General features: G+C 63.6%; 12 protein-coding genes and 1 pseudogene. 4 read left to right on the plus strand and 9 right to left on the minus strand.

The annotated features are described in order from the left end of the window. Positions 1 to 23: 23 nt before the first annotated feature. From LH19_RS13775 to LH19_RS13805, 7 genes are all read right to left on the minus strand, one after another. Positions 24 to 806, minus strand: a complete 783-nt coding sequence (locus LH19_RS13775; protein ID WP_054728971.1) for a sulfite exporter TauE/SafE family protein — start codon at positions 804 to 806, stop codon at positions 24 to 26. Positions 807 to 924: 118 nt separating this feature from the next. Continuing rightward, positions 925 to 1,425, minus strand: coding sequence for a peptidoglycan-associated lipoprotein Pal (gene pal / locus LH19_RS13780; protein ID WP_054728975.1), 501 nt, complete (start codon positions 1,423 to 1,425; stop codon positions 925 to 927). A 57-nt stretch (positions 1,426 to 1,482) separates the two neighbouring features. Beyond that, entirely contained in the window at positions 1,483 to 2,205 is a 723-nt protein-coding gene (locus LH19_RS13785) for an anti-sigma factor family protein (RefSeq protein ID WP_054728977.1), read from the minus strand. Next, entirely contained in the window at positions 2,186 to 2,728 is a 543-nt protein-coding gene (locus tag LH19_RS13790; protein WP_054733565.1) for a sigma-70 family RNA polymerase sigma factor, read from the minus strand. The genes LH19_RS13785 and LH19_RS13790 overlap by 20 nt, the downstream gene beginning before the upstream one ends. Next, positions 2,725 to 3,963, minus strand: a complete 1,239-nt coding sequence (locus tag LH19_RS13795; RefSeq protein ID WP_054728980.1) for a glycosyltransferase family 4 protein — start codon at positions 3,961 to 3,963, stop codon at positions 2,725 to 2,727. Before LH19_RS13795 ends, LH19_RS13790 begins: the two co-directional genes overlap by 4 nt. A gap of 76 nt (positions 3,964 to 4,039) precedes the next feature. Then, the gene (locus tag LH19_RS13800; RefSeq protein WP_054728983.1) at positions 4,040 to 5,242 is read right to left on the minus strand and encodes a DmpA family aminopeptidase; all 1,203 of its coding nucleotides are present in this window, start codon (positions 5,240 to 5,242) and stop codon (positions 4,040 to 4,042) included. 114 nt (positions 5,243 to 5,356) lie between these two features. Further along, complete coding sequence (locus tag LH19_RS13805) at positions 5,357 to 6,484, minus strand: helix-turn-helix transcriptional regulator (protein WP_167346278.1); 1,128 nt, start codon at positions 6,482 to 6,484, stop codon at positions 5,357 to 5,359. Positions 6,485 to 6,642: 158 nt separating this feature from the next. On the opposite strand from LH19_RS13805, the gene LH19_RS13810 reads away from it, so the two are divergent. From LH19_RS13810 to LH19_RS13820, 3 genes are read left to right on the plus strand one after another with little or no spacing between them, the layout of a single operon-like run. After that, on the plus strand, positions 6,643 to 7,572 hold the full coding sequence (locus LH19_RS13810) for an alpha/beta hydrolase (RefSeq protein ID WP_054728989.1): 930 nt from the start codon (positions 6,643 to 6,645) through the stop codon (positions 7,570 to 7,572). A gap of 35 nt (positions 7,573 to 7,607) precedes the next feature. Further along, the gene (locus LH19_RS13815; protein WP_054728991.1) at positions 7,608 to 8,111 is read left to right on the plus strand and encodes an SRPBCC family protein; all 504 of its coding nucleotides are present in this window, start codon (positions 7,608 to 7,610) and stop codon (positions 8,109 to 8,111) included. A gap of 59 nt (positions 8,112 to 8,170) precedes the next feature. Further along, entirely contained in the window at positions 8,171 to 9,361 is a 1,191-nt protein-coding gene (locus LH19_RS13820) for a serine hydrolase domain-containing protein (protein ID WP_054728995.1), read from the plus strand. A gap of 435 nt (positions 9,362 to 9,796) precedes the next feature. On the opposite strand, the gene LH19_RS28690 is transcribed toward LH19_RS13820, so the two are convergent. Next, positions 9,797 to 10,345 (minus strand): S24 family peptidase, encoded by a 549-nt coding sequence (locus LH19_RS28690; RefSeq protein WP_145923367.1) that lies wholly within the window; start codon positions 10,343 to 10,345, stop codon positions 9,797 to 9,799. A gap of 20 nt (positions 10,346 to 10,365) precedes the next feature. Then, positions 10,366 to 11,465: pseudogene (locus LH19_RS13830) on the minus strand (IS3-like element ISSpma1 family transposase); the annotation flags it as partial. 158 nt (positions 11,466 to 11,623) lie between these two features. Here LH19_RS13830 and LH19_RS13840 point away from each other — a divergent pair. Continuing rightward, on the plus strand, positions 11,624 to 12,838 hold the full coding sequence (locus tag LH19_RS13840) for an IS256-like element ISSpma2 family transposase (RefSeq protein ID WP_006954973.1): 1,215 nt from the start codon (positions 11,624 to 11,626) through the stop codon (positions 12,836 to 12,838). The last annotated feature ends 74 nt before the right edge of the window (positions 12,839 to 12,912 follow it).

Genomic DNA, 12,912 nt, shown 5'->3' on the forward strand with positions numbered 1-12,912 from the left:
GCTTGGCATTTCGGCCCTCCGCATCAACTGGTCAGCAGTTTCAGACCCGAAAAGAGCAGCACGGCGGCGAGCGCGGGGCGCAACAGATGGTCGGGCGCCCGGCTGGACAACAGGCTGCCGACGATCACTCCGGGGATCGAGCCGATCAGCAGGCTGATAAGGAGCACCGGATCGACATCGCCGTAAAGCCAGTGTCCCGATCCCGCGACCAGCGCCAGCGGGACGGCGTGCACGATGTCGGTACCGACAATCCGCGACACCGGCAGGTTCGGATAGAGCATCAGCAAGGCGGTTACCCCGATCGCCCCCGCCCCGACCGAAGAAATCGAAACGGCAACCCCGATGAAGGCGCCGAGCAGCACGGTCGGAAGCAGAGCGCGCGGGTCGTGGCGGCTGCCGCCCCGCCGCGCGAGCCGCACCAGACGTTTCTGGAAAAGCGCCGCGAAGGCGGTCAAAATCAGCATGCAGCCGAGGAAGACGATGATCACATGTTCGGCCTTCGCGCCGATTTCTCCCAAACCCTGCAACGCGGCGACCGACAAGAGCGCGGCCGGGATCGACCCGGCGGCCAAGCGGCGGAAAATGCGCCAGTCGACGGTATCGCGCCAGCCGTGGACCGTGCTTCCTACGGTCTTGGTCACCGCAGCGAACAGCAGGTCGGTCCCGACCGCCGTCTTGGCGTTGACGCCGAACATGAGGACCAGCAGCGGCGTCATCAACGACCCGCCGCCGACGCCGGTCAGCCCGACCATGACGCCGACGAACAGGCCGGCGGTGATATGCATGACGTCGAGGTGACCGAGCATAGTCTGGAACAACCAAATCCTCCTGGTTCGCCCCATGCTGGCAGCGGCCGCTCCGCCCTGTCAAACGGCGATCGATCAAATGCCGGCGAGCACGGCGACCCGCCCGCCGGCACGCGCCTTACGGACGTTCGATCACCACGGTTACCGCCCGACGGTTCTTCGCATAGGCGGCCTCGTCCGATCCCGCGGCGGCCGGGCGCTCCTTGCCATAGCTGATGACATCGACCCGGCCGGGATCGACCCCGAGCGTCGCGAGATAGTTTTTCGCCGAGTTTGCGCGCCGCTCGCCGAGCGCGATGTTATAATCGCGCGTTCCACGCTCGTCGGCATGCCCCTCCAGCGTCACGCGGACACCGGGATTGCGCGCCAGCCAGGCGGCCTGACTTTGAAGAATGGCCATATCCTCGGCATCGACGTTGAACTGGTCGAAGCCGAAGAAGATGCGATCCGACGACACGTTCGCGACAAAATCCTGTTGCGATCCGGGAATAACGCGATCGCTCTCTTCCGGTCCGCAGCAGGCCGGCGGCGGCGGCAGATCCTTGGGCGCCTTCTTGGCGCAGCCGCCGACCGCAAGCATCGCGGCCATCGCACTCATCAAAGCAAGCTTCTTCGTCATATTTCCCCCCTCGTGTTGAGGAACCCACTCCGGTCGGTTCCGTAAAAATCATATTGGTCAGGAGCGCGCCCGCGCGAGTGCCTCGGCCCGCGCATCGATCGCGGCAGGCCCGCTGTCACCGACCAACGCATAGGACATGTCGCCGCGGCGCCAGTAGGCGACCGAATGCTCGCCTTCGCGAACCGCGTCGGGCCGTTCGGGCGCGCTTTCTCGCCCGCGCTTTGCAAAGAGCGACAGATGATCGCCCTCGCCGGTCTTGAGCGCCATGACCAGCGCCGGCCCGCGTTCCGTGGGGAATAGTTGCACGTCGGTGACCTTCCAGTCGGCCGGCACCTTAGGCACCGAAATTTTGGTCGCGCGCCGGATCTCGCGCGCGTCGAACTTCGGCGCTTCGAGTTGCGAAGCCATGTCGGCACGCATTCCGGAGACCATATGCGATGTCAGCGCATCGTCGACGTAAGCGGGCGGCCCCTGGAATATCACCAGCAAGGCGGCGGCGATTCCCGAGGCCGACAGGCCCGCCGCGGGTGTCCAACGCCGCCAGCGGGCGCCGGCGGCGTTGGGCGAAAGACCCTCAAGCCCCCCGGCCAGTCGGCGAGGCAAGGGGGCGCGGTCGCGCGCAAGCAGTTGCAACGCGCTCCGCGTCCCCAGATCCCCCATCACGCGCGCGGCAAGTTCGGGGTGCTGGCGCAGATAGTCTTCGACGGCAAAGCGTCCCTCGGTATCGAGCTGCCCGTCCACATAAGCGTCGATTTCCTGCTCACTCGGTGCGGCTGCCATCCCGTCCTCCCACGATACGCAGCGCCGGTTCGGCCCGCTGCTCGTCCTGTTGCCTGAGTGCCGCGCGCGCCCGCGCTATTCGCGACATGATCGTCCCCACCGGTACACCCAGCACGTCCGCGCACTCCTGATAGCTTAGCCCCTCGATCGCCGTCAGGTGAAGCACGGCGCGGTGATGCTCGGGCAGCGCGGCAAAGCTTCGCGCAATCTCGCCGAGCCGCGCATGATGTTCCTGCGACGCGTCCGAATGCGCAACCTGCGTCTCTGCGAAGCGGTCGTTCCGCCGTGCTTCGGCCGCCTCGCGCCGGGTTCCCGAAATAAAGACATTGTGGACGATCGCCAGCAGCCAGCGCCGCCGGTCGCGTCCCTCCTGATAGGTCGCCTGTCGCTCGATCGCGCGAACCAGGGCATCCTGCACCACGTCGTCGGCATCGTCGCGATCGCGGGTCAGCGACCGGGCGTAACGGCGCATCGCCGCCACATCGCCGGCAAAGCCGCTGGATTTTCCCCAACGGATCCTCATGCCGCGCATTGTCGGGCCAGCGCCGGATATTGCAAGGCCGCATCGCGCCCGGCCAGCCGCTCGTAGACGCCGACGACGTCGGCAAGGATCGTATCCCAGCGATAATGATCGGCCGCGGCGGCCGCGGCTTTGCCGAGCAGATGCCGACGCGCGGGCTGGCCGATCAGCGACGCGGCGGCGGCAGCATAGGCGCCGGGATCGCGCGGCGGCACGAGCAGACCGGTGCGGCCGTGCTCGATGAGCGCCGACGCGCTGTCGACATCGGCCGAGACGATCGCGAGCCCCGATGCCATTGCTTCCAGATTGACGTTCCCGAACGCCTCGGTGACGCTGGGATTGATCAGTATGTCGGCGCTGGCGACGGCCTCGCCGAGCGCCGCACCGTCGAGGAAGCCGAGAAAGGTCACGTTCGGAAGCCGCCGCGCGAGCCAGTCGCGCGCAGGTCCCTCACCGATCACGATCGGGCGGACCATATGGCCGCGCTCGCGCAGCGCCGCGATCGTCTCGGCAAAGACGCCGAGTCCCTTTTCGAGGACCAGCCGGCCGAAGAAGAGCAGGACCATGTCGTCCGGCGCGTAGCCGAGGTGGCGCCGGAAGGACGCGCTGCGCCGCGCTGGTCCGAACAACGCCCGGTCGATACCGCGCGACCAGATCGACACCCTGTCCGGTCCGAACCGGGCGGTTAGTTCATCGCGGATCGGCGGCGTGGGCGCGAGAATATGATCGGCGTCGCCATAGAAGCGCGCGAGATAGCGGTCGACAGGACCGCGCAGCAGGCCAAGGCGATAATAGTCGAGATAGGTTTCGAAGCGCGTGTGAAGGCTGGCGACCACGGGAATGCCGGCGGCGCGCGCATAGTTTTGCGCTTGGCGGCCGAGAATGTCGGGCGCCGACAGATGGACGATATCGGGGGCGAAGGCCTCCATATCCTCGCGCGCCGCTTTGGTGAAACCCACTGCGAGCCGATATTCGGGGCGCCCCGGAATGCACGCCGAGCGTACGGGAACGATATCGCCGACCGACGCAAACGCCTTTTGCGGCGCGACCGGCGAATAAATGCGCACCTCGGCCCCCGCCCGATCGAGCAGATAGGCGACGAGGCGATTGAGCGCGCGGTTCGCACCATCGCGCACGCAATCATAGTTCCCGGAGAACAGCGCGACGCGCAGCGGCCGCAACGGCGCCGAACGATATCCGGGGGCAAGAGAAGAAACGGCGGGGAAAGTCTTCGTCATGCGGGGCTTACGCCCGCCGCACGGTCTCTATTCCATTGGCCTCCGATCTTCCGCGGGTGGCAAGCGAGTACTGAGCCTATCGACGCTGCCCATGTTCTTTGAGGATGGCACAGACCCGCTCGACCGGCAGCGCCGGTACGTAGAAACGGTTGGCGCCTTCCATCGCTTCGGCGGCGACCATGGCGTTGACGATGGCTTCCTCGGTGGCGTCGATGACCGCTTCGAACATCGGCGACAGGTTGAGGTTCGGGAAATGATCGATGGGTTGAGGGTCGCCCGTCTCGCTCACCCCGCCATTCGCCGTCGACAGCGCCAGAAAAATGTCTCCCGACAGCGCCGTTCCGACCCCGCCGAGACGGCCGATGCCGAGCGCCGGGCGCTTGGCAACACGTTTGAGCTGGTGCGGCAAGAGTGGCGCGTCGGTCGCCACGACGACGATGATCGATCCGTCCCCCGCTTCGTTCGGCGTCGGTTGCCGTGTGTCATCGTCGGTGCCGAGCCAACGGGCGTAGAGGCCGGCGTGCTCCGGCGGAATCAGATCGGGATCGAGCGGGCGGGGCTTGTCGTCGAGCAGACGCTCGCCGACCTTGACCCCTCCGAGCCGCAACGAATGCCGGGCGCCGAAATTGCTCTGGACCAGCACGCCGACGGTATAGCCCCCCTGTTCGGCGGGCAGGACGCGCGACGCGGTGCCGGTGCCCGCCTTATATTCGAACGTCATCATGCCGGTACCGCCGCCGACGCTGCCCTCGGCGATCGGGCCGCTCCGCGCACCGTCGAGCGCCGCAAAAACATGGTCCGGCCGGATATGACCGCCATCGATGTCGTGGAGCAGGCCGTCGAACGTCTCCGCGACGACCGGGACCAGGAAAACCGTATCATTGCCGCGCCGGCGAACCCAGCTGATCGCCGCATCGCGAACCACGCCGACCTGATGCGTGTTCGTGATCAGCACCGGGCCCTCGACAAGCCCGCGCTCGTCGAGCCAGATGGTGCCGGTCATCTCCCCGGCATGGTTGAGCGAGGCCCAGGCACCGAAACAGGGCGACAGGCTATCACGCCCGCGCGGCAGGATCGCGGTGACGCCGGTGCGCACCGGGCCCTTACCGACCTCCAGCCGCCCCTCGCCTTCCCACAATGTCGTGTAACCGACCTCGACGCCGGGCACGTCGGTGATCGCGTTGAGCGGGCCGGGCACCCCCGAAAAGGGGATGCCGTGATCGCGGGCGCGTTTCCCCGTCATGCCGCCGATCGACCCCGCAAGCGTCGAAGATGTCATTTTCAGTCCCCTGATGATTTTCGTCGAGTGGGTGAGCTTGGCAGAACCGCGTCCGGTCCACCGTTTCCGCCATCCGGTCGAGGTTTGGATCCGCATCTCCGGCCGTCAAGACACCTACACAGACAGCACGGCCTCGCCACCCGGATGGCCCCGCCGCCGCAACTCTCTGGGCGAGGCGCCGAAGCGGCGCTGGACGGCCACCGTAAAACTCGACGGATAATGATAGCCGACCGCATATGCGATCTCGGTGATCGGGACGTCATAACGGTCCAGCATCGCTAGTGCATGCTGCATCCTGAGTTCGGTGATGAAACCGAAAACGGTCTGCCCCGTCAAACGATGGAAATTGGAGCAAAGACCTGTGCGGCTGAGCCCCACCTCGCGCGCCAGATCGTCAAGCGACGGCGGTGCCGCATAGTGTTCGCGCAACAGGTTCTTCGCCCTGTTGACCGCCCGATCGATGAGAGCCGAAGGCTCCGTCAGGCCGCCATCGTCTTTCTCTTCCAGCATTTCGAAGACATGGCACAATATCTCGACCGCCTTGGAGCGAAAGAAAAGCCACCGGCTACGCCCGCTCAGCGAACAATTATGCAGGTCTTCGAGGCAGCGAAGCAAGGCAGGCCCGCAACTCAACTGCTTCGCGACCCTATGGTCCAGCCTATCTGCGAGGAACGCCCGGATCACGGCCGGCAGCCCCTCGTCCTGCGGATAGAGGCGCCGAAGCGTCGACCGGTGAACGATAATCTGGACGGCCCGATGATGCCCGCACGAGACAAGTTTTGCCGGTGGCGCGTCCGGCGGTTCGATGACCACGCCCGCGCTGCGTCCGCGGATATCGATCATCTTGTCCTGCGACGGCAGATACTCGCCATCGCCGTCATGGGCGACGCGTATCCGCAAGGCTTCGGGAGTGGAAATCTCGCAGGCAAGCGGCGCCGCAAGGTCGACGTCGCTGACCGCCACGAAAAAACCGTCAGAGAGCCCGCAGAATTCCGAGAAACCGCTGACGACCGGGTTCGCCATGATCATGCGATAATGACAGGGCTCGCCGAGAGAAAGATAGCGGTCGACCGGGACGATGGGTTCGATGTCGCTTTGCTCCAGCGCATAGGCCCGAGCAGGGAACACTGCGGCGATCTTCCGAAAGGCCGTGGGCGCTATCCCTTCCGGTAACCGCGATACTATTGCCGTCCGGCGATCCGCGGCTTGCATGGCCGGTCGGCTGTCAGCCGTATGAAGCATGTCGCCCTCCCGCCGAACGGCAATTCGATCCGCCAAAAAAACAGTTATGTACGTAATCGAAAGCGTGCGGTCAAATGGCCGCTTACGGCGGGCATCGAGCGCGCTCTCCGGAGCGAAGCCGGTACACGAAACGACCCCAGCCATTCGGGAGATGGATTATGCAGGACATCGATCAACCCGGCGAGGAGCGGATCAGCACCCGCCCCTTGCCCGCCATCTCCATGTTCCCCCGGACGCAGTATTTCGAGATTGATTCCGAAAAAGCGGGGGCTCGCTATGCCGTCTGGGTGACGACGCCGACCAGCTACGACCGGGAACCGGATCGCCGCTTCCCGGCGATCTATTCGCCGGACGGGAATCGAAACACGGCCTTCACCGCCGGGCTCTGCGATTTGAATGAATGGGACTTGATGGACCCGTTTCAGGCGACCATCCAGATTTGCGTCGGCTATACCGACGAAGACGCCGGGCGCGCGCTTGCCGTTCGTGCCCGCGACCTGCTGCCGCCGAACGAGGCTCTCCCCTCCGGCATGGTCGAGAATATGCGAAACAGCGCCGACAACGGCGTGCTCGACCCGGCCGGCATCGAACTCTACATCCATAATCTGGAAAACCCGGCGGGCGACCGCTTCCTCGCCTTTCTCACCAAGGAACTCCATCCCTTCATCTGTCGGACCTATCGCATCGAGACCGACAGCATCGGCCTGTTCGGCCATTCCTACGGCGGCCTCTTCGCCACCTATGCGGCGCTTCAGGATCGCACGATCTTCCGGCATTTCGGCGCCAGCAGTCCCGGCATTCTCGTCGGCCGGTCGGTGATCTTCGACTTGTACGCCGAAGCGGTCGCGAAGGGCGGACTCTCGGACCGCCATCTCCATATGACCGTCGCGGCGCGCGAGATCACCGATCCCGGAATTTACCAGCCGATGGTCGGGGGCGGCACCGTCGAGTTCATGCAGCTCGCCGGGACAACCCCGCTGAAGGGTCTGACCTTCTCGGGTCGGTTCTTCGACGATGAAACGCACATCACGGTAAAGCCCGCCGCGATGCACAGCTTCCTGCGAGCTTTCTATCTGAGGCACGGCTGATCCGGCTGCTGGGCCACCGACGCAACGGAGCAAACATGACCAAACCCGCCATATTCGTCACGATCGTCAACCACCTCGCCGCCGACATCGCCGCCGAACCCGATGCCGTCTGGGCCGATATTATCGATACGTTCGCCGAGGCCCGGCAGTGGCAGGCGGACGGTTATGTCATCGAGCGGATCGATGAGCCCGCCGCGGTTCTGAGTGGTTATCGCATGCAGCTCGAGCAGGACGGCGATGCTGCGGATCGGCGGATCGTCCATATAACCGAACGCGACGATACCGAACGGCGGCTCAGCCTGTTCGTCGAATTCCTGTCGGTTCCGAACGATGTGCTGGTTTATGCGACTTATCACGCACGGGAAGCTCCGGGTGGCGTGCACTACACGATCGATTGCCATACGCGGATGGGCATCGAACCGCCCGCGGAGGGCAGCAGGACCGCCGTCGCAACGGCAATCGACGGCCTGAAAAGCCATTTCGAGGCTCACCTCACCGGCTATCTCGAGCGCGTCAAGGCGCGTCTCGAGCCGGCCTGACCGTCCGGTTCAAAAACAGATCCGTCTCGCCAATCGCGGAATAAATGTCAGGAAAATCAATGAGCAGCTTCGATTTCACACCCTCCACCGCGTCGGACGCCGGCTTTGCGGCCGAACCCTTGCAGGAACTGCGGCTGTTTCTGCATACGGCCGTGGGACACGGAAACCTGCCGGGCGCGGTCATTTTCCTCGCGCGGGGCGACAAGGTCGTGCTGCACGAAGCAATCGGCCGGGGCGACATCGACGATCCCGCCCCCCTCCGCAGCGACGCGATCTTCCGCCTTTATTCGATGACGAAGCCGATGACCGCCGCCGCAATGCTGCTCCTCTACGAGGAAGGAAAGTGGAGCTTTGACGATCCGCTGTCGAAATATCTTCCCGAATTCGACGGCATCGCCGAACTTCCCGGCAGTCAGGCCTCGCGCGAGCCGGTGCTGCGCGAGCTGTTCACCCACAGCAGCGGGCACGGGTTCGGCGACACGATGGACGAGATCTTGGCGACCGTCGCCCGGATCGACATCTTCGGGGCAAAATCGCTGACCGATCTTGTCGGTCGCTACGCCCGGCTGCCGCTCCGGTATGAACCCGGAACGCGCTGGGAATACAGCATCGCCATGGACCTGCAGGCGTCGATCGTCGAACGGATTACAGGCCTCCGCTACGACCGCTTCCTGGAAGAACGGATTTTCGACCCGCTGGGCATGGCCGACAGCGGCTTCGCGCTGAGTCACGCGCAGAATGCCCGCCTCGTGCCCGGCTATGCGATGGACGCCGGGACCCGGCGGCTGCGGCCCGGCAATATGCTGGAAATGCAGGAGGTCATCTTCCCGCTGGGCGGCAGCAGCTTCCGTTCGACTATTGCCGACTATGCGCGTTTCGCTCGCATGCTGCTCAACCGCGGCACCCTCGGCGACACGCGCATCCTGAAGCCCGAGAGCATCGACCTGATGCTGACCAACGCGCTGCCGGACGATTTCCTCGCGAACAGCTACAACACGCTCCACTATGTCATAGGCGGCGGCAACGGCCACGGCATGAACGGCATGGTCTGCATCGATCCGGACAAGGCGAGCCGCCCCGTCGGCAAGGGCACCTATGAGTGGGCGGGTGCCCATGGCACTTGGTTCTGGGCCGATCCGGAGCATGATATCGTCTTCGTCGGGATGACCAACCGGGCCATGCCCCATCCGGAAATCCCGCCGCTCAGTACGGTGTCGCAGGATCTTGTCTACCGGGCTCTACGGGGTTGAACGCTGATCCCAAGAAGACTGCCGTCCGGTGTCACCAATGGTGGCGTCAGTTCCCGGCCGTGCGAGGATCAGCCATTTCCAATTCCCCAGTCAGAAGGCGTCAAGCGACGATCCTGAATTCGGAAACCAACCTCAATATTTCAATGGGTTAGATAAAACGACCGATAGATGCGGCAGCCATCGATCTCGCAAACTATCTAATAGTTCAACAATTTAGATGGGTTGGTAGCGGAGGAGGGATCCACCAACCTCACTTAAGCAGCTGTTAAATTGGCAGTTCTCTATTAGCTTCGCCAAAAATACCCCCTGCAATACCCCCATCTTGGGACCTTTGCGATGAGCGGAAATTCGATCGCGGCAAACCGTTGGACTTATCCCGAGCAGTGGGCATTCACTGCGCAAGTTGGCGTATGTCGCAGGCAGCATAGCTCCCACTCACCACACCTGAGAACCAATCCAGATCACTCTGCCGACGACATTGATCGCCTTTCGCTGAACACCGTTCCAGCTTGGATAAGCGGGATGGTCGGTCAGGACAGAAATGCGATTTTTGGTCGGATCCAGAGCGATCCGCCTGACGAACGTCTCTGACGATCCCCGGACAGCGTAGAGCCCGTCTTGAAGGGCATCGTGAGAGCGCAGCCTTTGGATTATGACTTCGTCGCCATTCTGCAGGGTCGGCTGCATAGCCTCACCAGCAATGGGTAAGATCGCCAAACCTGCAGGCCTGTTGCATAGGCGTCTTAGCCAGGCTTCATCTACGATCCGAGATCGTTCCTGTGGGATTTCCAAGCCCTTGGCCTCAATTACCGGCACAGTGATGACCGAACGTCGCGGAGTTGAAGGGCTCTCTTTTCCCCCGAGCAATTTGGCAGGAACATCGAAATGCAGAGCCAGCTGAGCGATGTCGCTTTGATCGAGACGCGCGGGCGTGCCGCGCTTGATGTATTGCTGGATATAGGCGGAGTTTTGGTCTGCCCCCACCGAGTGGACCGATTGGTTTGTTAGTGCATTAAGCTCATCGCCGCCATATCCGGACGGAGGTGGAGCGAAGCGGAACCGGAGGCCGGATATGGCGGTGTCGCCGTTTCCGGTGCCGGTGGCCGGTAGCCCAAGCTGCTATGCGGGCGGACGGTGTTGTAATGCCGCCGCCATGCCTCGATCAGCACCCTGGCCTCGGCGAGGCTGTAGAAGATCTCGCCATTGAGCAGTTCGTCGCGAAGCGACCCGTTGAAGCTTTCGTTATAGCCATTTTCCCATGGTGATCCCGGCGCGATATAGAGGGTCTTTACGCCGATCTGCCCCAGCCATTTCTGGACGGCGGTCGCGATAAACTCGCTACCATTATCGGATCGTATATGCGCTGGCGGCCCACGCGAGATGAACAGGTCGGCCAGGGCCGCCAGAACATCCTCATGCTTGAGTTGCCGTGCAACGATGAGCGCCAGGCATTCCCTGCTGGCCTCGTCGATGATCGTGAGGATGCGGAACTTGCGACCGTCATGCGTCCGCCCCTCGACGAAATCGTAGGCCCAGACATGCCCCGGATATTCGGGGCGTAGCCGGATGCACGATCCGTCATTGAGCCATAGACGCCCGCGCTTTGGCTGGCGCTGCGGGACTTTCAGTCCTTCACGCCGCCATATCCGCTCGACACGTTTATGGTTCACCGTCCATCCCGCATGGCACAGCAACGCCGTGACCCGGCGGTAGCCGTAACGACCATATTGCTTCGCCAATGCAATGATGTCCTCGGTCAGTGCCTGTTCGTCATCCGCCCCGCGCGGCATCTTGCGCTGCGTCGATCGATGCTGACCCAGCACCCGGCATATCCGTCGCTCGGATACCCGGACTGGCAGATCCCGTCGTACCTGATCGATGCAGCGCCGCCGCCGCGCGGGGCTCAGAAGTTTCCCCGTGCAGCCTCCTGCAAGATCAGCTTGTCCAAGGTCAGGTCCGAGATCGCCCGGCGCAGCCGCTGGTTCTCCTTCTCCAGATCCTTCATCCGCCGCGCCTGGTCGGTCTTCAGGCCGCCATACTCCTTGCGCCACCGATAATAGGTCTGCTCGCTGACCGCGATCCGGCGACAGGCTTCAGCCGTGCTCGTTAGCGTCCGCGCTCGTGGTGTAATTTCCGGTGTAGGCGATGGTGTATTCCGGGGTGGGGCATGCCCCACCCCGGAATGCGGCGTCGCTGGTGGCCACCGGGTTCATCGTTATGGTGGAGTTTGCACACTTCAACCGTGACGAAGAGGAGTTCCCGATGACCGAGGACAGATTACTGATCGAAGAGCTTGCTGCGAAGGGCGGCCAACCGGATTTTTTGCGCACCATCGCCGAGAACGTGCTGCAGCTGATCATGGAGGCCGACGTTGATGGCCTGATCGGCGCGGGTCGCCACGAACGCAGCAGCGAGCGCGCGACCTGGCGCAACGGCTATCGCGACCGTTCGCTGGATACCCGGGTAGGCACGCTGAACCTGAAAATCCCCAAGCTGCGTGCTGGGTCCTACTTTCCGGGCTTCCTTGAGCCCCGCAAGATGGTCGAGAAAGCGCTGGTTGCGGTGATCCAGGAAGCGTGGATCGGCGGGGTCAGCACCCGGCGGGTCGATGAACTCGTCCAGGCCATGGGCATGACCGGCATCTCCAAGTCCACCGTCTCCAAGCTTTGCAAGGACATTGACGAGCGCGTCCATGCCTTTCTGAAACGCCCGCTCACCGGCGAATGGCCGTATCTCTGGCTCGATGCCACCTATCTCAAGGTACGCGAAGGCGGGCGGATCATCAGCGTTGCCGCAATAATCGCCATGGCCGTCAACACCGAGGGCCGGCGCGAGATCGTCGGCCTGCATATCGGCCCCTCGGAAGCGGAGGTCTTCTGGTCCGACTTCCTGAAGGACCTTGTTCGGCGCGGTCTTACCGGCGTGAAGCTGGTCATCTCCGATGCTCACGAGGGCCTCAAGGGCGCGATCACCCGCGTCATGGGCGCCACCTGGCAGCGCTGCCGGGTGCACTTCATGCGCAATGCCCTGTCCTATGTGCCCAAGGGCCAGAACACTGTCGTCGCCGCCGCGATCCGCCAGGTCTTCCTGCAGCCCGATCAGAAAAGCGCAACGCAGGTCTGGCGACAGGTCGCCGACCAGTTGCGCACCCGTTGGCCCAAGCTCGGCGCCTGCATGGACGAGGCCGAAACCGACGTGCTCGCCTACACCGGCTTTCCCACCCAGCACCGCACGAAGTTACACTCAACCAATCCGCTCGAGCGGCTCAACAAGGAGGTCAAGCGCCGCGCCGACGTCGTCGGAATCTTCCCGAACGAAGACAGCATCATCCGCCTCGTCGGGGCTGTGCTGATGGAGCAGAACGACGAGTGGCAGCTCCAGCACCGATACATGCAGATCGAAGGCATGGCCGAACTCAACCAACCCATGATCGAGGAGGAAAATCAGCCCCTACACATCACCGCCAAAGCCGCCTGACGATGGCCCACGGCCACAGCCGAAATTACACCACCTTGACGGACGCGACCGGTTAGCGTATTAGTCTTGTGCCG

The organism is Sphingopyxis macrogoltabida (genome assembly GCF_001314325.1).
Taxonomy (GTDB): Bacteria; Pseudomonadota; Alphaproteobacteria; order Sphingomonadales; family Sphingomonadaceae; genus Sphingopyxis; species Sphingopyxis macrogoltabida.

Bases quoted from the DNA above. Each gene is read 5' to 3' on its own strand.
- LH19_RS13775 (WP_054728971.1), bottom strand. From the start codon at position 806: ATGCTCGGTCACCTCGACGTCATGCATATCACCGCCGGCCTGTTCGTC.
- LH19_RS13785 (WP_054728977.1), bottom strand. From the start codon at position 2,205: ATGGCAGCCGCACCGAGTGAGCAGGAAATCGACGCTTATGTGGACGGG.
- LH19_RS13805 (WP_167346278.1), bottom strand. From the start codon at position 6,484: ATGCTTCATACGGCTGACAGCCGACCGGCCATGCAAGCCGCGGATCGC.
- LH19_RS13815 (WP_054728991.1), top strand. From the start codon at position 7,608: ATGACCAAACCCGCCATATTCGTCACGATCGTCAACCACCTCGCCGCC.
- LH19_RS13800 (WP_054728983.1), bottom strand. From the start codon at position 5,242: ATGACATCTTCGACGCTTGCGGGGTCGATCGGCGGCATGACGGGGAAA.
- LH19_RS13810 (WP_054728989.1), top strand. From the start codon at position 6,643: ATGCAGGACATCGATCAACCCGGCGAGGAGCGGATCAGCACCCGCCCC.
- LH19_RS13790 (WP_054733565.1), bottom strand. From the start codon at position 2,728: ATGAGGATCCGTTGGGGAAAATCCAGCGGCTTTGCCGGCGATGTGGCG.
- LH19_RS13820 (WP_054728995.1), top strand. From the start codon at position 8,171: ATGAGCAGCTTCGATTTCACACCCTCCACCGCGTCGGACGCCGGCTTT.
- pal (WP_054728975.1), bottom strand. From the start codon at position 1,425: ATGACGAAGAAGCTTGCTTTGATGAGTGCGATGGCCGCGATGCTTGCG.
- LH19_RS13795 (WP_054728980.1), bottom strand. From the start codon at position 3,963: ATGACGAAGACTTTCCCCGCCGTTTCTTCTCTTGCCCCCGGATATCGT.
- LH19_RS13840 (WP_006954973.1), top strand. From the start codon at position 11,624: ATGACCGAGGACAGATTACTGATCGAAGAGCTTGCTGCGAAGGGCGGC.